The organism is Streptomyces sp. enrichment culture (assembly GCF_964273145.1).
In the GTDB taxonomy this organism is placed as follows: domain Bacteria; phylum Actinomycetota; class Actinomycetes; order Streptomycetales; family Streptomycetaceae; genus Streptomyces.
Map to the genome: position 1 here is coordinate 6,059,033 of NZ_OZ186873.1, position 24,209 is coordinate 6,083,241.

Genomic DNA, 24,209 nt, shown 5'->3' on the forward strand with positions numbered 1-24,209 from the left:
GTGGCGCCGGCCGGCGCGTCAGCCCGGGTCGTCGAACATGGCCAGCAGTGTCTGCTCGTCCGTCTCCGGCGCGGGCAGCTCCGGCTGCGGGATCTGCTCGGCCCACACCGTCTTGCCCTGCGGCATGTAGCGGGCACCCCAGCTCTTGGTGTACTGCGCCACGAGGAACAGACCGCGCCCGCCCTCCTCGGTCGCGGCCGCCCGCCGGATGCGCGGGGAGGTGTTGCTGCGGTCGGAGACCTCGCAGATCAGTGACTCGTCGCGCAGCAGCCGCAGGCCCACCGGCCCCTGGCCGCCGTACCGCACGGCGTTGGTGACCAGTTCGCTGACCACCAGCCCGGTGCTGAAATCCAGCTCCGGCATCCCCCAGGCGGCGAGCTGGGCACGGGTGAGGCTCCTGGCCCGCGCCACGGCCGAGGGATCGGACGGGAACTCCCAGGACGCCACCCGGTCCTCGGGCAGCGCGCGCACACGGGCCAGCAGGAGGGCCACGTCGTCGTGCGGGCCGCCGGGCGGGAGGGTGTCCACGACCCGGTCGCAGATGTCCTCCAGCACGGGGCCGGCGAGGTTCAGCGAGGTCAGCAACCGCCCGGTGCGCGCGTCGGTGTCCTCGTAGCCGCGGCTCTCCTTGAGCAGGCCGTCGGTGTACATCGTCAGCAGGCTGCCCGCGGGCAGGTCGACGGTGGCGGACTCGTACGGCTGGATCCCGCCGAGCCCGAGCGGTGGGCCGGCGGGAAGGTCGATCAGCTCGGCCTCCCCGCCCGGGGTCAGCACGGCGGGCGGCGGGTGACCGGCCCGTGCGGCCGTGCAACGGCAGGACACCGGGTCGTAGATCGCATACAGGCAGGTCGCCCCGGTCGCGGGGTCCTGCTCGTCGGCCGATTCGTCGGGGGCGCGGCTGACCAGGTCGTCCAGGTGGGCCAGTACCTCCTCGGGCAGCAGGTCCAGCCCGGCCAGCGTCCGCACCGCCGTACGCAGCCGGCCCATGGTGGCCGCCGCCTGCAGACCGTTTCCGGGCACGTCCCCGACGACCAGCGCCACGCGCAGGCCGGACAGCGGGATCACGTCGAACCAGTCCCCGCCCACACCCGCCCTGGCGTCCGCGGGCAGATAGCGGGAGGCCAGGTCGACGGTGCTCAGCCGGGGCAGGGCGTGCGGCAGCAGGCTGCGCTGCAGGGTGAGGGAGGCGCGGTGCTCCCGGCGGTAGCGGCGGGCGTTGTCCACGCTGATCGCGGCACGGGCCGCCAGTTCGCCCGCCAGCGTCAGGTCGTCCTGCTCGTACGGCCTCGTCCTGCCGCGGCGGTAGAACCCGGCCAGGCCGAGGACGGACCCCCCGGCGGACAGCGGAGCGCCCAGGTAGGAGTGCACACCCTCGCCGAGCAGGCCGACCGGGTGCACCCGGTCGGCCTGCTCGGCGAGGGCGGCGGTCACCACCGAGTCCGTGACCGGCTGCCCGGTCTCCAGGCACCGGGCCTGGGGTGTGCCGTCGGGGTAGCCGGCCGGTTCGCCCACGCCGCCGATCGAGGTGTCGCGGGAGTCCTCGCCCGCCCAGGCGGCCACCCGGCGCAGTGTCACGTCGGGGCGCGGCCGTCCGGGCGGCTCCTCGCCCGACAGGACGTCCTCCACCAGGTCGACGACGACCAGGTCGGCGAAGCGCGGCACGGCGATCCGTGCCAGTTCCTCGGCGGTGCGCCGCATGTCCAGGGTGGTGCCGAGCCGGACGCCCGCCTCGTTCAGCAGGGACAGCCGCCCGCGCGCCTCGGCGGCCAGCCGGCCGACGCCGGGCTCGCCGACCAGCAGCAGCCACGCGTCGGCCGGTGCGGCGGGGTGCGGCCGGGCCGTCGCGTTGGGGGCGTCCGTCCCCGCCGCCTCGGCGGGACGTTCCAGGAGCGGCACATGACGGCCGTCGGGGGCGATCACGGTGGCCGGATCCGGCGCACCCCTGCCGCGGGCCTCCTCGAAGCTGACCTCGACCGCCGCGCCGTCCGCGTCGCCGTGGTGCAGCTCCCGGCGGCGCAGCAGGGCCGTGCGGTTGCCCGCGAGCGGCACCTCGGCGAAGGTCTCGTCCGGTGAGGAGATCAGCTCGACGGCACGCTCCAGCAGTGTCAGCCGCTCCTGTGCGGCCAGGCGGGGTGCCGGTCCGCCCGGCCGGGACAGTTCCCCCGAGTCGAGCTCCAGCTCGGCGTGCCCGCCGCGCTCCCTGGCCTGGCGGAAGGAGTGCATGAGCTCGAGCTCGCGGACCGTGCTCAGCTCCAGCAGGCGCTCCTCGATGCGTCCGATGGCGGCCTGCAGGACCAGTGCCATGCCGGGGTCGGCCAGCTCCCGGGGCACGGAGAGGTTGACCGCGCCCCGCACGGTACCGCCCACCGGGTCGCGCACCGGCGCGGCCATGCAGGTCAGCTCCTTGAGGTCGCGCAGGAAGTGTTCGTGGCCGACGACCACGAACGGCGCCCTGGTGCTCAGCGCCATGCTGACGCTGCTGGTTCCCATGAACCGCTCGTCGACGTTGGCGCCCGGCACCAGGGAGGCGGCGTCCATCAGCTTCAGCCCCGCCGGTTCGCCCCACCGGCCCACGATGTTCGCCCGTGAGTCGGCCAGCGCCACGGTCACCGGTATGCCCGAGAACCGTTGGTACAGGCGGTCCAGCACCGGGACGGCGGCCCTGACCAGCGGGGAGTCGGAATCCAGGTGGTCCTCGATCGGCAGGGCCGCCTGCTCGCGGTCGATGCCGAGGGACTGCGAGCGCTGCCAGGAGGCGAGGATCTCCGGGCGTACCCCGGTGACCGGCAGCTCCCGGTCACCGTGATCATTGCCCGAAGGTGTCGGATACGGCTCCACGGAACCAGGATAATCAGGCAAATAGGGCATTTGCTCCGGTAGGGTGCTCGGCCACGGCGTTTCGGGAGCGGAGGTGGCCGGGCCTGCCCCCCGGGGGGCACCGCGCCGGACGGGCCGTGGGCCCGCGGGCGGCGCCGGCCGGAGGTTTCCGCGGGGAGGCGGGCGGAGCGCGCACGCGCCCTCCTCGCCTCGGTCGGGTGGAGCGGAGGGCGGTGAAGGGCGTCCGCCCGGTTTCGGGGCCGTGGCCGGACGGTGCGGCTCAGGCGCGGTCGGGGGCCGCGGCCCGGCGGTGCTCGGCCAGTTCCAGCTCGATGAACGCCCCGACCATGGCCCGCCACACGGCCTCGGCGACCTCGGGCGCCAAGCCCGCGGACTCCGCCCGCAGCCGGGCCGCGGCGATGACGCGCTCGGCCCGGTCCGGGGCCCGTACGGCCTGTTCGTCCGTCTTGAGGGCCGCAGCCGCACGCACCAGCCTCTGGCGCCGGGCGAGCAGGTCGACCAGCTCCCCGTCGAGCGTGTCGATCAGGGCGCGGATATCGGCGAGTGACCGGGGTGTGAGGCTCGGCATGCCGTCATCATTCCACGCGGTGATCCTCGCAGCAGCCGTCCCTGACCATCTGCCCGGTGACCGCGCTCCAGCCCCCCTCCGGTGCCGTCCGTGCCGCCGGAGGGTCGAACGCCGCTTCGAGCTCGCGCCGTTCGTGCAGCACCCCGCCCCGGACGACGCCGCTGGTACGGATCAGGGCGCCGAAGTCCTCGAACGGGTCGCCGTCGACGAGCGTCAGGTCGGCCAGCTTGCCCGCCTCCACCGTGCCGAGGTGGCGGTCCACCCCGAAGACCCGGGCCGGGGTGCGGGTCACCGTGGTCAGGGCCTCGGCGGGCGTCAGACCGTAGCGGTGCAGGGCGCGCAGGGCCAGGTGGAGCTGGAGGCCCACCGGGGACAGCGGGGCGTCGGTCCCGAGGAGCAGCTGTCCGCCGCCGCGCACGACCCGGCGGTAGGCGTCGATCTCCCGCTCCAGGACGGCCAGTTCCAGGGCGGTCGGAGGCCGGTCCGCGATGCCCCGGACGAGGGACGCGTCCCAGGGGGGCATCATCCCGGTCACCCGGCCGTCCTCGGCCAGCTCCGGGTGCGCGCCGATCAGCGGCATGGCGGTGAACGGGGTGGCGATCAGGTGGAAGCGGCCCCGGTTGTAGACCTCCAGGGTGTCCTGGTGGGTGTAGCCCTCGGCGCTCGCACCGTGGCCGTACTCGGCGCGGTCGGTGGACAGCAGGTGGGTGGTGAGGTCCTGCCCGGCGTGGATGCCGGCGGCGCACAGGTGGCCGCCGCTCGGCACGCCGAGCCGGTCGTGAGCGTGGCGGGCGGCCCGGGCCATGTGCCGGAAGGGGGTGCGGACGTACGTCTTGACGAAGTCCCAGTCCAGTTCCCGGGCGCGGGCCAGCGAGCGGGCGAAGCCCTCGTCGGTGCGGTGGGCGCGGCCCATGCTGTAGCCGACGCGGGAGCCGTCGAGCAGCTCGCCGGTGGCCAGCAGGCGGGGTGCGGCGAGCCGGCCGGCCGCGATGTCCTCGCGCAGCCGGACCTGTTCGTAGGCGAAACCGCCCAGCGAGACGGCGGTGGTGATGCCGTACGCGAGCTGGAGGGCGCCCTGCCGGGCGCCGTAGGTGTACTGCCAGGGATGGACGTGCGCGTCCCACAGACCGGGCAGCACGGTACCGGCGGAGGCGTCCACCGTACGCGCGGCGGCGCGGCCCGGCCGGTGCGGCTCGACCCCGGTGATCCGGCCGTCGCGGATGAGGATGTCCACGTCCGCGCGGGGCGCGGAGCCGGTGCCGTCCCACAGCAGGCCCGCGTGCACGACGGTGTCCAGGGGAGCGGGACGGCGGTAGCGGAGGGTGACGGGCACGGTGCGCGCGGGCCCGGCCGGTGTGCCGTCGTCGGCCAGGGTCAGCAGCCGCAGCCGGCCGCTGGACTGGTAGAGCAGGGTACGGGAGTCGCCGCACCAGGCGGGGTGGTCGGCGGGCTCGTCGGTCAGGCGGCGGGCCTCGCCGTCGGGGGTGCCGTCGGGGGTGACCGGCAGCAGCCACAGGGCGGACTCGCCGACGCAGGCCATGGCCCGGCCGTCGGGCGACCAGACGGGACCGGAGGCGTAGCGGTCGGACAGCGAGGCGTGCGGGGCGAGCTCGTACCGGCGGTCCGCGCCGGTGCGGGCGTCGACGACGCGGATGATGTTGTGGCCCTCGCGGAAGCGGAGGTTGAGACGGTTGCGGTCGCACAGGACGAGATGGCGGCCGTCCGGTGACCAGCTGGGGCGCCCGGGCAGACCGCCGCCGCCGAGCGGGGCGGCGAGCGTCCGTTCCTCGCCGGTGGCCAGGTCGCGCAGGAGGAGGTTGCCCGCCATGTCCAGGCAGGCCAGACGGGCGCCGTCGGGGGAGACCACCGCGTGGACCCGGCCGCCCGGCGCGAGGACGCTCTCGGTGCCGTCGGCCAGCTCACGCCGGCGTACGGTGTTCAGCCCCTCCCGGTCGTCGGTGTAGACGAGAGCACGGCCGTCCGGGGTCCACACCGGGCCCTGGACGTACGAGGTGGGCGCGTTCTGCCGGATCCTGCGCGGGGCGCCGCCCTCGATGCCCACCACCCACAGGGCGTTCAGCGCGGCGAAGGCCACGCTGCGGCCGTCGGGGGACGGGCTGGGCAGGTGGATGCCGCGCACCGGCCGTGACCGCTCGGCCTCCAGCGCGTACGTCTTGATCGTGTAACCGGGCCGGGAGACCTCCAGGGCCGCGTCGAAGGGGAGTTCCCGGCCCGTGCCGTCGCGGTGCGGGCGGATCACCCGGAACCGGCCGCCCAGGGTGACGAGCAGCTGTTCGTCGTCGATCCAGCGCGGCGGCGCGGGCGCCAGCTCGTCGTCGAGGCCGACCTGCCGGCCGTCCACGAACAACGCGATGGCCTCGGTCTTGGGCGGACCGGGGATGCTGCGCAGCCACGCCAGGCGCCCGGCCGGGGAGACGGCGGGAGCCAGCAGGTTGCCCTCGGTGACGGTGTGTTCCGTGCGCGTCCCGGCGCCGTCGGGGGCGACCGAGAGGATCGTCCGCGCCGTGAGCGAGGGAGGGCTGTATCCGGCGCGGACGAACAGCAGCCGGGAGCCGTCGGCGGACCAGACCGGGTCGAAGTCCTCCCAGGGACCGTCCTGGACGGGCCCGTCCTGTCCGGGGAGCCCGGTGACCTGGCGCAGGGCGCCGTCGCGGACGCGGACCGTCCAGATCCGGTACGGGCTGCCGTGGACCGGATCGCCTCCGCGTTCGGAACAGAAGGCGAGGGTCCGGCCGTCGGGGGACCAGGCGGGCGCGCGGTCGTCGAAGGGGCCGTCGGTGAGGCGCCGCAGCCCCGAGCCGTCCGCGAGCATGAGCCACAGGTGGAACGCGCCGTCGCGGTAGGCGCTCATCGCGAGCTGCCGCCCGTCGGGCGAGAACACCGGCCGGTTGGGTTCCAGGTCGGGCGGGGTGAGCGCGGTGGCGGCCGAGCCGTCCCCGGGCACCGACCACAGCACGCCCTGCACCTCGGCGACGACCCGTTCGCCTCCCGGGGCGGCGGTGGCGGCGCCGTTGGTGGCGTCGGTGAAGCGCAGGCGCACCGTTTCGCCCGGGAGCGCGACGGCCGGCTCCGGCGGTCGGGGCGCCGCGGTGGCGGGCGCGGCGAGTCCGTCGCCGAGCAGCGCGCCGGACAGAGTCGTTCCCGAGGTGGCCTTCAGGAACTGCCTGCGGGGCAGAGCCGGATGCATGGGGACTCACTTCTCCTGGTCGGAGCGGGGAACCTGTCCCGCGGGCGCGGGCATGCCGTGGTACGCGGCGACCGCGGCGACCGCGGCGACGGCTCCGCACAGCAGCCAGACGGCGTCGCCCATCAGGGCCCAGGCCGCGACGCCCGCGGCGGGGCCCGCCGCCGAGCCGACGCCGAACATGGCCTGGGAGGCACCGAGGTAGCCGCCGCGGTCCTCGGGGGCGGCGGCCAGCGCGGGATAGGCGGTCATGGTCGGGGAACCGACGATCTCGCCGATGGACCACACGACCGTCGCGGCGACGAGGCCGGCGATGCCCAGCGGCAGCGCGTAGGCGGTGAGGCCGGCGCCGACGGCCAGGATGCCGGCGACGGCGGCCGTCCGGGCGGGCCAGCGCTGCACCTTCCGGGTCACCACCAGCTCGCACAGGATGACGATGACGCCGTTGACGGCGACCAGGCCGCCGTACACGAAGGTGTCGAAGCCGTGCGCGCGCACCGCGAGCGGCAGTGTCGACAGGTACTGGGTGTAGACGGCGGAGAAGCCGAGGATGGCGGCCAGGAACAGTACGAAGGAGCGGTCGCGCAGCACCGCGCGGTATCCGGTCGCCCCCTTCGGCAGGGGCGGCGGCGCCCCGGACGCCCGGGCCGCGGGGCGGTCGGCCGGCAGCAGCAGGTGTCCGAGGACGGCGACGGCGAGGGCGGCCACCGCCTCCCCCCAGAAGAGCAGCGCGTACGAGTGCGTGAGGAGCGCGGCACCGACGAGCGGGGCGGCGGTGGTGCCGACGTTGGTGGCGAGCCGGTACATCGCGAACACCATGACGCGGCGCTGCTCGCCGGTGAGCCTGCTGACGAGCTCCGCCGACGCGGGCCGGTAGACCTGGCTCGCCGCCCCCGTGCCCGCCGCCAGCAGCAGCATCACCGGGTACGACGACGCGTACAGCACCGCGGCCGTGAGCGCCGCGTTGAGCGCCATCGACGCCACGATGGACAGGCGGACGCCGACACGGCCGATGAGCCAGCCGCCGAGGAGGATGCCCGCGACCGCGCCCGCGCCGTGCGCGGCGAGCGCGAACCCGGCCCGCACCTCGGGGAACCCGCGCGCGACCATGAAGAGCACGAGGAAGACCTGGAGGAAGCCGCCGAGCCGGTTCACCATGATCCCGGCGATCACCGCCTTCACCGGGAGCGGCGCTTCCCGCCAGGTCGACGCTATGCCGGCCGCCTCGTCACCGGTGCTGCGGGCCGTCTCCTCCACGCTCACCGCGGCACGACGACCGGTGCCGCCGCCGGTTCCAGGCGGACGGCCGGCTCGGCGGCGTCCAGGATCCGCCGGCAGGCACCGGCGGTGTCGGCGGTGGCGACCAGCATGGCGTAGCGGCCGGTGTGCGAGGCGGGCGGCAATTCCAGGACATGGCCGGGCCGGGCCATGACGCGGGCGACGGCGATGCCGGCGGGCAGCCGGTCCCGGTCGATGGTGACCTGCCCGACGACGGTCTCCACCTCGGGGTACAGGAAGCGGACGGCGGCGGCCCCGTGCAGGGCGGTGCCCTGCCGGGGGCGCCGCCCGAGGGCCAGGCGGGCGGCGGCGGAGCCGGCGTCCCAGCCGGTGGCGAGCAGGCCGAGGTAGGAGATGAAGTCGCCGCCGCTGCGCGCGTTGACCTCGATCAGGGCCGGTCCGCGGGCGGTCAGGCGCCACTCCGAGTGGGTCCAGCCGCGGGTGATGCCGACGGCGGCGTGCACCGTGGTCAGCGCGCGCAGCAGCGCCGGCTCCGTGAGCAGGGGGTCGGCCGCCGCGACGCTGTGACCGACCTCCTCGAAGCTGGGCGGAGCACTGAGCTCCTTGCGGGCGACGAAGAGCGGAGTGACCTCCCCGTCCCAGATCAGGGCGTCGACGCTGATCTCGGGTCCGTCGAGATACTCCTCGACCAGGACGGGCCGCTCGAAGCGCTCGCGGACCTCGGACATGGTCGTGCCGCGGATCTCGGGAAAGATCTCGGCGAGTTCCTCACGGGTGCGGGCCATCCGGGTTCCCGTGCTGCCGACCAGCGCGCGCGGCTTGACCACCACGGGGTAGCCAGTCGCGGCGGCCGCCGCGTACGCCTCCCCCAGGGTGGACACGGCGGTGGAGCGGGCCTGCGGCCCCCCGGCCTTCGCGACCGCGAGCCGGGTCAGGTGCTTGTCCCGGCACGTCAGCACCGCTTCCGGGGACAGGCCGGGCAGACCGAGGGCGCGGGCGACCCGGGCGGCGGGCAGGATACGGGTCTCGTCCCAGCACAGGATCGCGTCGGCGCCGACGGGGCGGGCGGCGCGGATCATGGCCTCGGCGTCCAGCGTGTCCACCCGGGTGTGGCCGGTGATGAACGGTGACTCCCAGTCGGCCTCACGGTCGGAGAACAGCCAGATCCGGTACTCGCGGGCCACGGACTCCAGCAGGTGGCCGCGGGTCTCCTGGTCCATGGGGCTGATCAGGACCAGCAGCGGTGCGCAGGGCGAGGGCAGGGAGGCGGAGGGCATCGGCGGCGCCTTTCGGTGGGTGGGACTGCGGGCCGGAAGGGGCGGCGGGCCGGCGGCGGCCGTGCGGTCAGGCCGCCGCCAGCTTGGCGGAGATCTCGGCCCAGCGGCCGATCAGGTCGGTGGCCGTCCCCGAGTCGATGGCCGCGGCCGCCCGGTCCAGCTCACCTCCGATCCGCTCGGCCAGGGGACGGCGGGCCACCTCCGGGTCGCTCACGGCGGCGAGCGCCGTGAGCGCCGCGGCCGCCGAGAGCAGCACCGCGTCCCGGACGGGGCCGCCCTGACCGGCGAACACGGCGCGGGCGACCCGCGCGTTGTGGTGGGCGTCACCGCCGCGCAGCGCGTCGGCCGGGACGAGGCCGATCCCGACGTCCCGCGGGTCGAAGACGCTTTCGCGCACCTCGCCGCCGTGCACACTCCACACGCGGGAGGTGGTGGTGACGGTGAGTTCGTCGAGTCCGTCCTCGCCGTGGAACACGAGCGCGCTGTCGCCGCGCCGCGCGAAGACGCGGGCGAGCAGCGGGGCGCGGTCGGGAAAGGCCACGCCGACGGCGAGGGCGGCCGGCCGGGCCGGGTTGGTCAGCGGGCCGAGCAGGTTGAGCACCGTGGGGACGCCCAGTTCACGCCGGGCCGGCGCGGCGTGCCGCAGCGCGGGGTGGAACCGCTGGGCGAAGCAGAAGGTGATGCCGAGTTCGGCGCCGACCTGGGCTACCTGATCGGGTGTCAGGTCCAGCCGGACGCCGAGCGCCTCCAGGACGTCGGCGGAGCCGGAGGCGGAGGAGGCGGCCCGGTTGCCGTGCTTGACGACCCGCGCCCCGGCCGCGGCGGCCACGACGGCGGCCATGGTGGAGATGTTGACCGTGCCGGCCCGGTCGCCGCCCGTCCCCACCACGTCCACGGTGTGGCCGGGCACGTCGACGGGCAGGGCGAGGGCGCGCATGGCCTCGGCCATGCCGAGCACCTCGGCGGCCGTCTCGCCCTTGGCGCGCAGGGCGACGAGGAGCCCCGCCAACTGGACGGAGGTGGCGGCCCCGGTCATCACCTGCTCCATCGCCCAGGCGGTGTCCGACACCTCCAGGTCCTGCCCGTCCAGCAGCGTGCCGAGCAGGTCGGGCCAGGTTCTCGTGCTCTCGCGGACTGTCACAGCCCGCAGTCTTCCGAGCCGCCGCAGGGGGCACCAGACCAGTTGGGAATCCCGTCACCGGACCAATCCGAAACCGCTTGTACATTGGCGGCGCCCGAAAACCGCAGAACAAGGGGGAGGATATGACGTGGCACGTCATGCTCGAAGTGGTGCGGGACGGGCCGGTGCCGCTCGGTGCGCAGATCGCCGACCAGCTGCGGCAGCAGGTGGAACGAGGGCTGCTGACCCCGGGCACCAGGCTGCCCTCCAGCCGTCAGCTGGCGAAGGACCTGCGGGTCTCGCGCAGCGTGGTGGTGGAGGCCTACGAGAAACTCACCGGCGAGGGGCTGCTGGAGTCGGTGCGCGGCTCGGGGACCAGGGTGGCGGCGCACGCGGACACCCGGATCAGGAAGTCCGTGGTGCTGGTCGACCGGGCGGTCCCGCGGGTGCGCTTCAACCTGCTGCCGGGCACGCCGAACCCGGCGACGTTCCCCCACCGCGAGTGGACCACCTCCTACCAGCGGGCGGTGGAATCGGCCCGCTGGCAGGGGCTCGGCTACCCGCCGCTGCTCGGCGTCGACCGGCTGCGCACCGAGTTGGTCTCCTACCTCGGACGGGTGCGGGGAGTGCTCGGCAGTCCCGACGACACCATGGTCACCGGCGGGTTCGCGCACGCCCTGGGACTCGTCTGCGCCGCGCTGCGCGAACTGGGCATCGACCGGCTCGCGGTGGAGGACCCCAGCCACGACCGGCAGCGGCAGTTCATCGAGGAGAACGGCGTCCGGACGGTGGCGGTGCCGGTGGGACCGGACGGGCTGGAGATCGAGCCGCTGTACGCGAGCGGGGTGCGGGCCGTCCTGGTGACGCCCTCGCACCAGTTTCCGCTGGGTGTGCCCATGTCGCCGCAGCGCCGGGAGGAACTGGTGCGCTGGGCCCGGGACACCGGCGGCTGGATCGTCGAGGACGACTACGACGGCGGGCTGTGGCTGGAGCAGCGGGGCCGCCACCTCGCGCTGCAGCCGACCGGACCGGACCGGGTCATCTACGCGGGGACGGCGAGCAAACTCCTCGCGCCGGGGCTGCGGCTGGGCTGGATGGTGCTGCCGCCGCGGCTGACCGCGCTGATGGAACGGGTGCGGGTGCGCCGGGACCTGGGCTGCGACGGCCTGATGCAGCTGGCGTTCGCGGACTTCCTGCGCAGCGGGATGCTCGACGCGCACCTGCGCAGGATGCGGACCCGCTACCGCGCGCAGCACAGCGCGCTGATGCGTGCCGTGGAACGCTGCCTGCCCGCCGCCACCCTGGTCGGCCCGGTCGCCGGACTGCACGCGTACGCGGTGCTGCCGGAGGGCGTGGACGAGGAGGCGCTGGTGGACCGCGCGCTGGGGCTGTCCGTCCTGATCAAGGGCGGCCGGATCTTCCACGACCGGCCGCACACCGCCCGGCCCGGGCTGGTACTGGGGTACACGGCCCTGGGCCGGTCGGGCATCGAGGAGGCGATCAGCCGGATCGGGCAGGCCTACGAACAGCAGCACGGCGGAATCTGCCGGGCCTCCTGAACACGGGCGGCCCGCGGGTCAGTTGAACGGGGACAGGGCCGGGCGGGCCCGGACCCAGGCGCTGAGCGCGGCCGTCGGGGCGCTGCGGTGCTGCGGCAGCAGGGTGCGGTCGGCGTCGAACAGGCGGTCCTGGTAGAAGCTGCGCAGGTAGGGGGCGCCGGCGGTGCCGCCCGAGCCGGTGGTCTGCTCCGGCAGGTAGCGCACGGCCACCCCGTAGTGGATCTTCCGCCAGGCGTAGAGCTCCTGGTCGAGGCGGTGGGCGGCGTCCAGCACCCGTCGGCCCGCCGCCTCGTCGGGCACCCGGTGCAGCAGATCCCGCAGCGGTTCGAAGTCCGGGTTCTGGTGCAGCAGGACGTAGGCGTTCTCGGTGGCCTCGTGCAGGGCCTCGACCTTCTCGGGGTGGACGCCCAGCAGGTGGATGTGCAGCAGCTGGGTGGGAAAGGCCTGGACGGCGCTGGCGTCCCCGGTCGCGGCCCGGAAGCCGTGGAAGTGCTCCACGGGCATGGTCCGGCGCATCGCGAGCAGGGCCTGCGTCTGCACGGCGGCCAGGACCGCGGCCCGGTCGAGGCACTCGGCCGCGTACTCCCACCGGGTGGCGCGCAGCCACTCGGCCGCGGACATCACCCGGGCCAGTACGCCCCAGGTGGTGGCTTCGACGAGGTGGATCACGCGCAGGAAGGTGACCTCGTCGTGCTGGGTGGTCTGCGGCAGCACCGCCAGGTGCTCCAGGATGTCCGCGCTCCCGTGGGGCGGCAGGTAGTCGTGCCAGTGGCGGGGCGGGGCGAACGAGGCGGGCCGCAGCGCCGGCGCGTGGCCGGCGGTCAGCGACACCAGCGAACCGAGCCGTTCGATGCGCTCGGCCAGCTGCGCCGGCTCGGGCAGGGCGTCCTGCGCCCACGTCTCGGTGCCGTCCAGGGTGCGCTGCTCGTAGGCCCGCCAGCCGGACGCGATGGCCCGCACCGCCTGCCAGCAGGCGCGTTCCACGGCGCTGTCCGGGGCGTGCCGACGGGTGCCGAGCACGTGGTTGACCAGCCGGACGTTGCCGTAGGGCTGGTAGCGCTTGCCGCGCCGGTCCAGCGGTCCGCCGCCCCGGGCCTCCACCTGCCGGGGGCTCTCCCCCTCGGGGAGGGCGAGTTTCCACTCCGCCTGGAAGACGAGCTCGGCCAGGCGCAGCACCGCCCGCTCCCGGCTGTCGAGCCGGTCCCCGTCGAGTGCGAGGACGAGGGACACGTCCTTGTAGGCCTCGGCCATCCAGGCCCGCAGCGCGGGGTCGAGCCGGTCGCGGCCCACGGCGCGCGCGTGGTCGATGTAGTGGGCCGTGTCGAAGTCGAGTACGGCACGCAGTATGGCGGTGGTGCGCATGGCAGAAGTCCCCCCGGGCGCCCCGGAGGGGCGCTCCTGTCCGTATTACTGGATCCCGTGGTCGGCTCGGTCGGTCGGATCCCCGGTTCGGATCGATGACGGGTGCGGTCGGACGGATCTTTGCGGATCCCTGACGGGTACGGCCGCCGCGCTCACCCCCGGCACGGACCGGCGACCGCGTAGGGCCCGGCGCAGGCGCCGGCGCCGTACGGCAGCCGGTCGAGTATCTCCAGACGGCTCTCAGCCTCGGCCGCCAGCGTCCGCGCCGTGTCGGCGAAGTGGGCGTCCAGCTCGTCCGGTGCGAGGGCCCGGTGGACCTGCGGCTCACCGGCAGGCCGGTCCGTCACCGGCACCGGGGTCGCCTCGGGCCGTACCAGCCAGTCCTCGCCGAGGCGGGCGTTGACGAATCCGGCCACGGCGCGCGCCGCCGCCAGGTCCCGTACCGGGTACGGGCCGACGACGTCGGTCGCGCCCAGGACGAGCAGCTCGGCGGTGGCGATCGGGTCGCCGGTGCTCCCGACGGGCAGCGCGGCGATCCGGCGCGCCAGCGGCCGCAGGGCCGTCAGGTCGGCGGGGCGGTAGAAGTGCGTGGTCTGCGGCGAGCAGCCGGCGGCGGTGAACTCGGCGACGACACGGTGCTGTTCCGCGGCGGCCGCGGGGACCCGGACGAAGACCCCGCCGATGTACTGGCGCTGCCAGCGGGCCGTGGCCCGGTGCAGGTCGGACCGTCCGGCGGGGGAGGGCCCGGCGCAGACGAGGATGCGGCGCTGATGCCTGCTGGGCAGGGGACCGCGGGGCGGGTCCGTGTACGGTGCGGACGCCGTGCGGCCGGTCGGCGTGCTCACAGGGCCACCTCCCGCACTTCGGGGACGGCTCCGGCTTCCCCGAGGAGGCCGGTCAGGGCCCGTACCCCGGTCTCGAAGTCCTCGGCGCCCAGACCGGGCGCGTCGTAGACGGTGAACACCAGGTTGCGGGAGGACTCGGTGACGCTGGTGCGGCGGTCGGGGCCCCGCAGCACCGAGGCGACGATGGCGGTGCCGTCGCGGACCACGGGCTCGTCCTGGGAGCAGACGACGGTGGAGCGGAACCCCGTGAAGGTCTCGCCCTGCGCGGCCCAGTCGAAGTGCAGTCCGCCGTCGACGGCGTCGGCGTCCTGGACCCCCATCAGCACGCCCGTGGTCAGCTCGCCGTACAGCAGGGCGTCGACGGCGGGGCCGATCGCGGGCAGGCCCTTGCGGCGGGCCGAGGCGATCTGGCCCGGCAGGGGACAGGTGAGCCCGTGCGCGCCGAACCACCGGGCATAGACCCGCGCGACCTGTGCCGCGCGGTCGTAGACGTCCCCGGGGTGCTCCGCGAGTTCCCGGCGCCGCCGGGCGATCCGGTCGGTGAGGGCAGCGGGGTCGACCGCTGCGGCGACGGCGGCGAAGCGGGTGAGGTTCTCCGCTCCGGACGGTTTGGTGCCCGCGCTCAAGGCCGGCATGTTCAAGGCGTTCTCCCGTTTTCCTTGCCGTGCGTCTTCCGGTCGGTGATTCCAGCAGCCGGGTCGGCCTTGTCCCAAGGCCACTGGCGGCCGGGGGGCCCGTACCACTCTCACGAAGCGGACGGTGCCGTCCCCTCAGTGAGTACGTACCCGCCCGGCGCGTTCGTTGCGGTCGTGCGGCGGCAGCACGGGTTCACCGGTGACGTCCTGGTGGCGCCGCAGCAGCAGGATCATGTCGAGCATCCGCTCCACCATCCGCTCCACCGCCTCCAGCCCCTCCGGGTCGGCCAGTCCGGGTGTCCGGGCGGTGTTGCGCAGCAGCGCGGGAAAGCCGCTGCCGACCAGGATCATCCGGTTCAGCAGCAGGTTGTCCACGAGCTGGTTGTGCACGGAGCCCTCGCTGTAGCGGCGGCCCGTGACGATGATCCCGCCCACCTTGTTGGCGAGCGGCCTGTCGAAGCGCAGGAACCCGACCCCCGCCCGCTCGATGAAGATCTGCATGAGGTGGGCGAGACCGAAGCCGTGCACGGGGGTCGCGTAGATGATGCCGTCGGCGCGCCTCATCTCCTCGATGATCTGCGGCATCGCGTCGGGCAGCGCGCACGGGTCGGCGCGGTAGTTGCAGTCACCGCACGGGCTGCACGGTGAGATGCGGTGGTCGCGCAGGTGGATCGTCCGGAACGCGGCACCCCGGGACTCCACCAGTCCGGCCGTGTGCTCCAGTGCCAGGTCGGTGTTCCCGCCGGCCCGCTCGGAGCCGCATATGCCCAGGACGACGGGTCGTTGTTCCTGCAAGGTGTCCCCCAACGTGTCGGCGGGTCAGCGGGTGTCGGCGACGAGCACCGGCTCCTCGGGGGTCCGGACGCGGGCCACGGCGAAGGCGGTCACCAGGGAGAGCGCGGCCAGGCAGCCGCCGACCAGCCCGAGGGCGTCCGGCCCGTCGGCGCCGCCGGTGCGCACCACCTGCCCGCCGAGGAAACCGCCCAGCGAGATGCCGAGGAAGGTGGCCGAGGAGTTCAGCGACAGCAGCAGCGGCCCGGACGTCGGCGCGATGCCGAACAGGCGGTGCTGCTGGGGCGGCTGGGTCGCCATCGCGGTCAGACCCCACAGCGCCATCGCCACGACGGCGCCGACGCCCGTGGTACGGGTCAGCGGCAGGGTGAGAAGGACCGCGGCGAGTCCGGCGACGGAGACGGCGAGCACGGGGCCCGCGCCGTACCGGTCCGTGGCGCGGCCGCCCAGCGCCGTGCCCGCGACGGCGGTGACGCCGAACGCCAGCAGGAGCAGGGCGAGGGCCGAACCGTCGCCGTCGGTGACGGGGCCGAGGACCAGCCCGATGTAGGTCAGCGCCAGGTAGCCGCCGGTCATGAACAGCAGTGTGGTGCCCACCGTGAGCAGCACCCGCGGGTCCCGTGCCGGGGCGAGCCGCGCGGCCAGGCCCGGGGCGGCGGGCAGCCGCACCTGGGGCAGGCCCGCGGCCACGGCGGCCGCGCACAGCACGCCCAGCCCGGCGAGCAGCCAGAACGTGGAGCGCCAGCCCAGGTCGGCGGCGACCCAGGTACCGAAGGGCACGCCGGCGACGGTCGCGGCGGACAGCCCGCCGAGGACGACCGCGAGGGCCTTCCCCCGCTGCTCGGGTGCCGACAGCGCGCCGGCCGAGGCGGAGGCCGCGGGAACGTAGAGCGCGGCGCAGGCGGCGGTGAACACCCGGGCGGCCAGCAGCCAGCCGAGGCCGGGGGCCAGGGCGGAGGCGGCGTTGCCCACGGCGAAGCCGGTCAGGGACACCACGAGGACGGCGCGCCGCTCCCAGGCGCCGGTGAACGCACCGAGCACCGGCGCGAACACGGCGTAGGCCAGGGCGAACAGGGTGCTGATCCAGCCGGCGTCGGCGGGGCTGACCCGCAGGTCGCCGGCGACCTCCGGCAGCACGCCGGCGACCACGAAGGTGTCCGTGCCGATGGCGAAGGCTCCGACGGCGAGCAGCGGCAGGACGGGCAGCCGGTTCCCGGCGGCGGTCATCGGACGGCCTCCGCCGGGGCGCGGTAGGCGTCGAGGCTGCCCGCGACGGTGTCGCCGCCGAGCAGGACCGCCTCGATGCCGCCCGGCCGGCCGAGGACCGTGATGTCCTCGGCCGGGTCGTCGCCGGTGATGACGAGGTCCGCCAGACGCCCGGCCTGGACGGTGCCCGCGTCGTCCCCCCGGCCCGCCAGGCGCGCGCCGTTGGCGGTGGCCCAGGTGAGCACCGTGGGGGCGGGGATGCCCGCCATGGTCACGTACAGCTCCAGCTCCTCCGCGTAGGTGCCGTGCGGGGTCCACGCGAAACCGAAGTCGTCGCCCGCCACGACCGGGATGCCCATCTCGACCATCAGCGGCAGGATCCGCAGGGTGTTGTCGATCTCCGCCTGGAACTCCAGGGACTCCAGGTAGTCGGTGGTCTTGCCGTGCCGGGTCCCGGTGGTCAGCAGCTTGTGCGGCTGGAACAGGCTCGGCACGACGAAGATGCCGCGTTCGGCGATGGCCTCCAGCGCCGCGTCGTCCGCGTACGTGGCGTGGTCGATCACGTCGACGTCGGCGGCGATGGCGTTGCGGATGCCGTCCAGACCGCGTGAGTGGGCGCGGATGCGGGCGCCGTGCTCGTGCGCGGTGCGGCTGGCGATCTTCAGCTCCTCCGCGGTGAACAGCAGTTCGTGGGAGCGCCCGTTGGGGAAGGTGTCGTCGCCCGAGGAGAAGACCTTGACGATCTCGGCGCCCTGAGCGATCTCCGTGGCCACGTACTCGGCCATCTCCTCGGGGGTGTCGGCGAGCCGCATCAGGTCGGTCGGGATGCGCTTCTTCACCTCGGAGTTGCGCCGCTCGGGCGGCCCGGACACCATCAGGTCGCGGCTGCACGGGGTGATCCGGGGGCCGCGCAGCCGACCGGAGTCGACGGCCCTGCGCAGCGCCATGTCGATGCCGGCGACCGAGCCGGCGCCCACGAAGGCCGTGTAGCCGAGGGAGAGCAGGCGCGTGGTGTTCTCGGCGGCGCCGAGGGTGACCTCGGGGATGGAGTACTTGAACAGCATCTCCCGCCCGTCGAGGACGTTGAGGTAGGCGATGTGCGTGTGCCCGAGCGTCATGCCGGGCATCACGGTGCGGCCGTCGAGGTCGACGACGTCCACGTCGGGTGAGTGCAGCGGAGCGAGGTCCTCGGGCAGCACCGCCTCGATGCGGTCGCCGTCGATCAGCACGCTGCGGCGGGGCACCGACGCCTTGCCCAGTCCCTCCTGGACGGTGGCGCGGTGCAGCAGGGTCTTGCGGGACATGGATGAACCTTTCTCCGATGCTTCACGGGAAGGACGGTTCGGCGTGGCCGAAGACCGTCCAGACGATTTCGGCGCCGGGCCTGCGGGCGACCCAGCTCAGGCCGTGGGCGCGGACGCCCGGCGCGTTGGTGACGGCCAGGTCGGCGCCGCCCGCGGCCAGGATCTCGGCGGCGTGCTGGGTGGAGTCGGCGTCGATCCAGCGGACCTCCCGCTCGCTCAGCGCGGCGGGCACGACCTCGGCGTAGATCCGCCGGACCTCCCACATGGCCGCCACGCTGACCGGCCCGCGGCCCTGCGGTGGCGCGGTGTCCGGCGGGGCCGCGATCCCGTACTCGGGGGTCGCCTGCGGGAAGAACGCCACCAGCCGCAGGTCGCGGTGCCAGTGGAACCGGGTCAGGCCCTGGTAGGCGCTGGGCACGAGCGCGTACTCGACCTTCCGGCCGACCAGCGCCGCCAGGACGTCGTCGAACGTGTCGAAGAGCCGTACGCGCAGACCGTGGCGCTCCACGAGCGGGCCCGCGGCGAGGTGGCTGGAGGTGCCGGACGGGCCGAGCGTGCCCAGGGTGCTGCCGGGCCGGCGGGACCAGCGCTCGGTCAGGCTGTCCCAACGCGCGCCGTACTCCTCGGCGAGCCGCCGCGCGGTGTCAGCGCTCATAGCCACGGTGTGCCGCCATCCGCCGGGCGACCTCGGTCTCGTGGTCGGGAGCGGTGCGCCGGTCGACGATCCGGGCGGCCTTCCAGCTGACGAAGGCGCCGGTGCTGACGATCGGGTCGAGGCCGTCGCTGAGTTCGGTGCGCACCGGTACCCCGAGCGCCTCGGCGGCCCGCTCGCGGACCTGGTCGGCGAGCGCGGCCGGGTCCCCGGCCGGATCCTTGAGCAGTTCGAGGCGGACGGTGAGCCGGTCGCGCCCCTCGTCGTCCCGGTCGATGACGACCTGGTACCCGGCGGAACCGGTCACCCCGGTCAGTACGGCGGTCTCGATCTCTCCCGCGGTGAACAGCCGGCCTCCCAGCTCCAGCCGGTCCAGGGTGCGCCCGACGATGCGTACGACGTCGCCGGGCATCTCGCAGTCGCAGTCGGAGGGGCCGACGACGACGGCGTCGCCGGTGCGGTACCGCACGAGCGGCTTGACCCCTTCCACCAGCATGGTCACGGTCAGTTCGCCGCTGCCGTGCGGGCCGCGGGAGTCGCCGGTCTCGGGATCCACCACCTCGAACAGGTAGTTCGTCTGGGACAGGTGCATCCGCTTGTTCCGGCAGGCCGTCGCGATGACGAACGCCTCCTGGGAGCCGTAGAGGATGTTGTAGACGTCGGCTCCCCACACGGACTCCAGGTTGCGGGCCAGCGCGGGCGTGCACATCTCGCCGGTCACGAAGAGCAGTTTGAGCGCGAAGTCGCGGCGCAGGTCGTAACCGTAGTGCTCGGCGGCCTTGGCCAGGGTCAGCGCGACTCCGGGCGTGCAGCAGACGACCTCCAGTTCGAGGTCCTTCATCAACTGGAGGGCCTTGGGGAAGCCGATGACGGGGGAGTAGGGCCATATCTTGGCGTTCATCGAACCGGTGTTGCGGGCGACGTCGCCGAGGGTGTCGCCGAAGGAGTGGACCTCGGTGGGGCCCATCAGCCCGATGCGCGGCCGGTGGTCGCCGAAGTGGTGCCGGAAGATCGACGCCCAGGACTCGGTGACGTGGGCGTTGCTCGCGACGACCTCGCGGCCGTCGCGGGGGCAGGGGGTGGCGGGACCGGTGGTGCCGGTGGTCTCGTAGAAGAAGACCGCCTCGGCCAGCGGGCGGCTGAGCACGTCGAGCATCTCGCTGCGCAGATGGGCCTTGGTGGTGAAGGGCAGGCGGGCCAGGGTCGCCGGGGTCACGGCGTCCAGGTCCACTCCGCTCAGGTGCCGGGCGTAGAAGGGCGAACCGTCCCGGACCTGGGCCAGGACGGTGCGCAACTGGCGGGAGCGCCAGTCGTCGAGTTCCCGCTGGGTGAGGGTGCGGGCGTAGAAGGCCTGGTGGAGGGCGAGGTAGCGGGCGGTGAACTCGGCTGCGGGGCCCTGGGTGGGCAGCCACATGGGCATGGGTCCTTTCTGACGCTTCACGTACGTGCCGTGGAGAGGGAGACGGCCGGGCACGGGGCCGCGCGGCGGCCGTGCACGGCGGGAGGGCTTTCCCGGCGGACGGCTCGGTGACGACGGTGGCGGGCGGCTCGGTGAGGTTCCGGCGCGGGCGTGCCGCGGGGCGGTGCGAGCCGCGCGGGGGAGGAGGGGAGCGCCTCGGCCGGACACCGGTGTCCGGTGCCGTGCGCTCAGGACCGGATGTTCAGCGCAGTCCGCCGTTGACGTCCAGGACGCTCGCGGTGACGTAGCCGGCGTCCTCGCCGGCCAGGTAGCGGATCGCGGAGGCCACCTCGCCGGCGGCGCCGAATCTGCCCAGCGGGATGCGGGCGCGGTACTCCGCGGCGCGTTCGGCGGGGACGCGGGCGGCCATCGGGGTGTCGACCAGCCCGGGTGCCACGGCGTTGACACGGATGCCGTGCGGCGCGAGGGACCGGCCGAGACTGCGGGTCAGGGCGATCAGCGCGCCCTTGGAGGTCCCGTAGGCGGTGTCGGGGCTGCCCGACTGGCCGCTGACGGAGGCGACGTTGACCACGCTGCCGGGGCGGCCGGCCGCGATCAGCGCGCGGGCCAGCGCCTGCGTGGCGAAGAAGGCGGCGCCGACGTTGACGTCGAGGACGCGCCGGTAGTGCTCCGGCGTGTAGTCCAGGAAGTCCCTGGCCTCGTAGATCCCGGCGTTGTTGACCAGTGTCCCGGGCAGCCCGTACGTCTCCTCGATCCGCCGGAAGAGCGCGGCGACCTCCTCCGGGTCGCCGAGGTCGGCGACGAGCGCCGCGTGGGCCGTGGGATCGGCCTCGGCGACCCGGTCCACGGACACCACCCGGTGTCCCGCGCCGGCCAGCGCGGCCGTGACCGCCCGTCCTATGCCTCCCGCGCCGCCGGTGACGACGGCCACCGGCGGCGGTGTTCCCCTGATCGCGCTCACTTCTGTTTCCCCCCGTGGATACTGCCGTGTGCGGTGCCGGCGGTCAGCGGACCGCCGTGGTGCGTGCCTGGTCCAGGAAGTTGCCGAACAGCCGCAGCCCGTCCTCGGTCATCACGCTCTCGGGATGGAACTGCACCCCCTCGACCGGCAGGGTGCGGTGCCGCAGCCCCATGACGTAGCCGTCGTCGAGCGAGGTCGCCGAGACCCGCAGGTCCGCCGGCGGCGGGTCGGTGACGATCAGCGAGTGGTAGCGGGTCACCGTCAGTGGTGCCGCCACCCCGGTGAAGACCCCTGCCCCGTCGTGCGCCACCGGACTGGTCTTGCCGTGCATCAGGTTCTGCGCGACGGCGATCCTCCCGCCGTAGGCCAGGCCGATCGCCTGGTGGCCCAGGCACACGCCGAGCAGGGGCACTTCGCCCGCGAAGGCGTGCACCAGTTCCACGTGCCCGGAGTCGGCCGGGTGGCCGGGGCCCGGGCCGAGCACCACGGCGTCGGGTCCGCTCGCCCGGAGCTCCTCGACCGAGCGGGTCCGCGAGCGGACCACCTCGGTCTGCGCGCCGAGCATCAGCAGGTACTGGTCGATGATGTGGCTGAAACTGTCGTAGGCGTCGACGAGCAGGATCTTCACGGCAGCAGTTCCTCACCGGTCAACGCCCAGTAGGTGGCGCTCATCTTGGCCAGGGTCTCCCGCCATTCCCCGGCGGGCGTGGAGTCGGCGACGACACCGGCCGACGCCTGGGTGGAGTAGCGCCGGCCGTCGTGGACGGCGGTGCGGATGCACAGGGCGAGCATCGCGAAGCCGCGCACGTCGACGACTCCGAGCGCTCCGGCGTAGATGCCCCGGGTGTCGTCCTCGATCTCGTTGATGATCTCCATGGCGCGCAGCTTGGGCGCGCCGGTCATGGTTCCCGCCGGGAAGGTGGCGCAGACGGCCGACCAGATGTCCGTGGCACCGGTGATCCGCCCGGTCACGGTCGACACCAGGTGGTGCACGTAGGCGAACGGCTCCACCTCCATCATCGAGGTGACGTCGAGCGTACCGGGCACGCAGACCCGTCCGATGTCGTTGCGGCACAGATCGACGAGCATGACGTGCTCCGCCTGCTCCTTGACGCTGTCCCGCAGTCCGGCGACGCGCCGGGCGTCCTCGGCCGGGTCGGCGGCGCGCGGTGCGGTGCCCGCGATCGGGCGCATGGAGAGGGTGTCGTTCTCGATCCGGACGAACAGCTCGGGGCTCGCCCCGATCACGGTGCGGCCGGCCCACGGCACCAGGTACATGTACGGGGAGGGGTTGCGGTGGCGCAGTCTGCGGTAGACCTGCCCGGGCGTCAGATCCGTCTCCACGTCGATGCGGTGGCCGATCTGGATCTGGTAGCTGTCGCCGACCCGGATGTGGCGCAGGCAGCGGTCCACCCGCTTGGCGAAGGTCTCCTCGTCCACGGAGTCGCGTACGGACCGCGGGGCCGGCGCCGGGGGCACGTCCGTCTCCCCGGCGGGCGCGGCCGCGGCCTCGGCGAGGACGTCCGCCAGGGGCCTGCCGGTGTCCGGCGGCCATGCGGCGGCCCGTGCGGCGAGGTGCCGGACCGTGCCGGCGGGTACGTCGTACCAGAGGGTCTCCCGGAAGAGGCCGAGGGTGCAGCGCGGCAGGCCGGCCTCGTCCTGGCTCTGCGGCAACTGCTCCATGCTCCACGCGGCCTCGTAGGACAGCGTGGTGAGGAAGCCGAAGGCGAAGGTGTCGGCGGGCACGTCGGTGTCCACGTCGAAGGCGCCCTGCACCCGGCGCAGGAACTGCCAGACCTGGTCCGGTCCGGTCACGTCCCACACCCGGGAACCGGATCCGTCGGCAGCGGGGCGGCCCGGGCCCGCCGCCAGGGCGTCGGTGAGGGCGTCGGTGAGTTCCGGCCCCGCGGTGAGCTCCACCCGGTCGGCGTAGACGCGCACTTCCGCCAGGAGGCCCCAGCCGACGGCGGCCGAGAGCCGGTCCTGCTCCGGCCCGTCCAGGCTCTCCAGCAGGTACACGTCGCCCTGCGGGCGGGTGCGGGACAACGCCTCGTAGACGCGCAGGGGGTTGCTGGGACCGTGGGCGGTGGACTCCACCCGGACTTTGAGACCCCTCGTGCGCTGGGGTTCCCCACGCCCGGTCGTAGGCGGTACTGACAACAAGGACACCGAAGAGAGCCTTTCCCCCTGCGCCCGCCATGACCGCGGCGGACGGCATTTCCTGGGGGAGACTTCACCAAACCGGGCACGTCACGGTCCATACCACTTGGGTGGCTGGGGAGGGGACCATTCTTGGCATCCGGGGACAGGGCGGAACACCGGGTTCCGGTTCGGGCGTCCCCGGGCGGGGTGTCGACGGCCCTCTCCGGCGGCGGGACACGCGAGGGCGCGGGGCCCCCGAACCCGCGAGTGCCCCCGCCCGAAGGCGGGGGCACTCGCGTACTTCGCTCACCTCACGGCACCGTGCACCCGGCCGCGCCGGCTGCCGCGTCCGGTCACGCGTGGGCGTGACCGCGGCTGTGGCCGTGCCCGTGGCGGCGGCCGGTGAACAGCCGGTACAGCGCGAGGAGGATGACGGACCCGACGATGGCCGCGATCCAGGTGGACAGATCGAAGAAGCCGTCGATCGAGTCGACTCCGAAGATCACCTTGCCGAGGAAGCCGCCGAGGAGACCTCCGGCGATACCGATGAGCATGGTGACGATGATGCCGCCCGGGTCCTTACCCGGCATGAGGGCCTTGGCGATGGCCCCGGCGAGCAGACCGATCACTATCCAAGCGATGACGCCCATGGCAGAGTTTCTCCTTGCTGTCGGTTCGCCGAACGTGTTTCCGAGGAACGCGTCGTCAAACCGCGGCCACGGCCGGACGGACCTGAACCGGCACCGGCGGGCCCGGAGGCGCGACGACCGCCGGCGCGGCGACGTCGTCGAGCGTCACTCCCGGCTCGGGCACGCGTGTTGATCCATCGGGCGTCGGCACCGAAGGCGCGAACCGGATTCGGGACCGTTCCGGTGAACGGCGACAGGGCTTCGCGCACCGGAACGGCGGATCCTTCCCGCGCCCCTGGCCTTCATCCGGCGGCCGCCGCCGGTCGGGCACGCCCCGCCCCGTCCCCGCTCACCGACACCGCGTTCGGAAGGCCGGCAAGGGCCTCCGCCTGGCCGAGGGGATCCAGGAGGGGATCGCCGTGTACCGCGCGGGCCTGCCGGTCGGCCCCCGGCCG

At 74.2% G+C, this 24,209-nt stretch carries 19 protein-coding genes; 1 reads left to right on the forward strand and 18 read right to left on the reverse strand.

The genetic code is table 11. From position 1 onward, the window contains the following. Window positions 1-18 precede the first annotated feature (18 nt). The 6 genes from ACSU6Z_RS26865 to trpD form a co-directional block, all read right to left on the reverse strand. Window positions 19-2,838: a SpoIIE family protein phosphatase gene (locus ACSU6Z_RS26865; protein ID WP_437049467.1), complete on the reverse strand. Its 2,820-nt coding sequence runs from the start codon at window positions 2,836-2,838 to the stop codon at window positions 19-21. Between the two features lie 259 nt (window positions 2,839-3,097). Further along, the gene (locus tag ACSU6Z_RS26870) at window positions 3,098-3,406 is read right to left on the reverse strand and encodes a chorismate mutase (protein WP_437049468.1); all 309 of its coding nucleotides are present in this window, start codon (window positions 3,404-3,406) and stop codon (window positions 3,098-3,100) included. A 7-nt stretch (window positions 3,407-3,413) separates the two neighbouring features. Then, the gene (locus ACSU6Z_RS26875; protein WP_437049470.1) at window positions 3,414-6,614 is read right to left on the reverse strand and encodes an amidohydrolase family protein; all 3,201 of its coding nucleotides are present in this window, start codon (window positions 6,612-6,614) and stop codon (window positions 3,414-3,416) included. Between the two features lie 6 nt (window positions 6,615-6,620). Further along, the gene (locus ACSU6Z_RS26880) at window positions 6,621-7,874 is read right to left on the reverse strand and encodes an MFS transporter (protein ID WP_437049471.1); all 1,254 of its coding nucleotides are present in this window, start codon (window positions 7,872-7,874) and stop codon (window positions 6,621-6,623) included. Next, window positions 7,871-9,127, reverse strand: a complete 1,257-nt coding sequence (locus ACSU6Z_RS26885) for an ATP-grasp domain-containing protein (protein WP_437049472.1) — start codon at window positions 9,125-9,127, stop codon at window positions 7,871-7,873. Before ACSU6Z_RS26885 ends, ACSU6Z_RS26880 begins: the two co-directional genes overlap by 4 nt. 67 nt (window positions 9,128-9,194) lie before the next feature. Further along, window positions 9,195-10,268: an anthranilate phosphoribosyltransferase gene (gene trpD / locus ACSU6Z_RS26890; protein WP_437049473.1), complete on the reverse strand. Its 1,074-nt coding sequence runs from the start codon at window positions 10,266-10,268 to the stop codon at window positions 9,195-9,197. 122 nt (window positions 10,269-10,390) lie between these two features. On the opposite strand from trpD, the gene ACSU6Z_RS26895 reads away from it, so the two are divergent. Beyond that, window positions 10,391-11,806 carry a PLP-dependent aminotransferase family protein gene (locus ACSU6Z_RS26895; RefSeq protein ID WP_437049474.1) on the forward strand — a complete coding sequence of 472 codons (1,416 nt, stop codon included), beginning with the start codon at window positions 10,391-10,393 and terminating at the stop codon, window positions 11,804-11,806. Window positions 11,807-11,824: 18 nt separating this feature from the next. Here the strand turns inward: ACSU6Z_RS26895 and ACSU6Z_RS26900 are convergent, their stop codons facing one another. The 12 genes from ACSU6Z_RS26900 to ACSU6Z_RS26955 all read right to left on the reverse strand — a co-directional run bounded on the left by ACSU6Z_RS26900 (window position 11,825) and on the right by ACSU6Z_RS26955 (window position 23,775). Beyond that, a complete protein-coding gene (locus tag ACSU6Z_RS26900; RefSeq protein WP_437049475.1) occupies window positions 11,825-13,168 on the reverse strand; it encodes a hypothetical protein in 1,344 nt (447 codons plus the stop codon). A 152-nt stretch (window positions 13,169-13,320) separates the two neighbouring features. After that, the gene (locus tag ACSU6Z_RS26905; RefSeq protein ID WP_437049476.1) at window positions 13,321-14,013 is read right to left on the reverse strand and encodes a hypothetical protein; all 693 of its coding nucleotides are present in this window, start codon (window positions 14,011-14,013) and stop codon (window positions 13,321-13,323) included. Further along, complete coding sequence (locus ACSU6Z_RS26910) at window positions 14,010-14,639, reverse strand: phenylalanine--tRNA ligase beta subunit-related protein (protein WP_437049478.1); 630 nt, start codon at window positions 14,637-14,639, stop codon at window positions 14,010-14,012. The genes ACSU6Z_RS26905 and ACSU6Z_RS26910 overlap by 4 nt, the downstream gene beginning before the upstream one ends. Before the next feature lie 144 nt (window positions 14,640-14,783). Then, window positions 14,784-15,443, reverse strand: a complete 660-nt coding sequence (locus tag ACSU6Z_RS26915) for a flavodoxin family protein (protein WP_437049480.1) — start codon at window positions 15,441-15,443, stop codon at window positions 14,784-14,786. 24 nt (window positions 15,444-15,467) lie between these two features. Then, window positions 15,468-16,667, reverse strand: coding sequence for an MFS transporter (locus ACSU6Z_RS26920; protein ID WP_437049482.1), 1,200 nt, complete (start codon window positions 16,665-16,667; stop codon window positions 15,468-15,470). Continuing rightward, window positions 16,664-17,950: an amidohydrolase family protein gene (locus ACSU6Z_RS26925; RefSeq protein WP_437049484.1), complete on the reverse strand. Its 1,287-nt coding sequence runs from the start codon at window positions 17,948-17,950 to the stop codon at window positions 16,664-16,666. Before ACSU6Z_RS26925 ends, ACSU6Z_RS26920 begins: the two co-directional genes overlap by 4 nt. A 22-nt stretch (window positions 17,951-17,972) precedes the next feature. Further along, window positions 17,973-18,605: a hypothetical protein gene (locus ACSU6Z_RS26930; protein WP_437049485.1), complete on the reverse strand. Its 633-nt coding sequence runs from the start codon at window positions 18,603-18,605 to the stop codon at window positions 17,973-17,975. Continuing rightward, the gene (locus ACSU6Z_RS26935; RefSeq protein WP_437049487.1) at window positions 18,595-20,022 is read right to left on the reverse strand and encodes a phenylacetate--CoA ligase family protein; all 1,428 of its coding nucleotides are present in this window, start codon (window positions 20,020-20,022) and stop codon (window positions 18,595-18,597) included. Before ACSU6Z_RS26935 ends, ACSU6Z_RS26930 begins: the two co-directional genes overlap by 11 nt. A gap of 241 nt (window positions 20,023-20,263) precedes the next feature. Further along, complete coding sequence (locus ACSU6Z_RS26940; RefSeq protein ID WP_437049488.1) at window positions 20,264-20,983, reverse strand: SDR family NAD(P)-dependent oxidoreductase; 720 nt, start codon at window positions 20,981-20,983, stop codon at window positions 20,264-20,266. 43 nt (window positions 20,984-21,026) lie between these two features. Then, window positions 21,027-21,611: an anthranilate synthase component II gene (locus ACSU6Z_RS26945; protein ID WP_437049489.1), complete on the reverse strand. Its 585-nt coding sequence runs from the start codon at window positions 21,609-21,611 to the stop codon at window positions 21,027-21,029. Then, entirely contained in the window at window positions 21,608-23,080 is a 1,473-nt protein-coding gene (locus ACSU6Z_RS26950; RefSeq protein WP_437049490.1) for an anthranilate synthase component I family protein, read from the reverse strand. The genes ACSU6Z_RS26945 and ACSU6Z_RS26950 overlap by 4 nt, the downstream gene beginning before the upstream one ends. Before the next feature lie 398 nt (window positions 23,081-23,478). Next, window positions 23,479-23,775, reverse strand: coding sequence for a GlsB/YeaQ/YmgE family stress response membrane protein (locus tag ACSU6Z_RS26955; RefSeq protein WP_437049491.1), 297 nt, complete (start codon window positions 23,773-23,775; stop codon window positions 23,479-23,481). Window positions 23,776-24,209 lie beyond the last annotated feature (434 nt).

Bases quoted from the DNA above. Each gene is read 5' to 3' on its own strand.
- ACSU6Z_RS26870 (WP_437049468.1), bottom strand. From the start codon at position 3,406: ATGCCGAGCCTCACACCCCGGTCACTCGCCGATATCCGCGCCCTGATC.
- ACSU6Z_RS26875 (WP_437049470.1), bottom strand. From the start codon at position 6,614: ATGCATCCGGCTCTGCCCCGCAGGCAGTTCCTGAAGGCCACCTCGGGA.
- ACSU6Z_RS26885 (WP_437049472.1), bottom strand. From the start codon at position 9,127: ATGCCCTCCGCCTCCCTGCCCTCGCCCTGCGCACCGCTGCTGGTCCTG.
- ACSU6Z_RS26895 (WP_437049474.1), top strand. From the start codon at position 10,391: ATGACGTGGCACGTCATGCTCGAAGTGGTGCGGGACGGGCCGGTGCCG.
- ACSU6Z_RS26900 (WP_437049475.1), bottom strand. From the start codon at position 13,168: ATGCGCACCACCGCCATACTGCGTGCCGTACTCGACTTCGACACGGCC.
- ACSU6Z_RS26920 (WP_437049482.1), bottom strand. From the start codon at position 16,667: ATGACCGCCGCCGGGAACCGGCTGCCCGTCCTGCCGCTGCTCGCCGTC.
- ACSU6Z_RS26925 (WP_437049484.1), bottom strand. From the start codon at position 17,950: ATGTCCCGCAAGACCCTGCTGCACCGCGCCACCGTCCAGGAGGGACTG.
- ACSU6Z_RS26930 (WP_437049485.1), bottom strand. From the start codon at position 18,605: ATGAGCGCTGACACCGCGCGGCGGCTCGCCGAGGAGTACGGCGCGCGT.
- ACSU6Z_RS26935 (WP_437049487.1), bottom strand. From the start codon at position 20,022: ATGCCCATGTGGCTGCCCACCCAGGGCCCCGCAGCCGAGTTCACCGCC.
- ACSU6Z_RS26955 (WP_437049491.1), bottom strand. From the start codon at position 23,775: ATGGGCGTCATCGCTTGGATAGTGATCGGTCTGCTCGCCGGGGCCATC.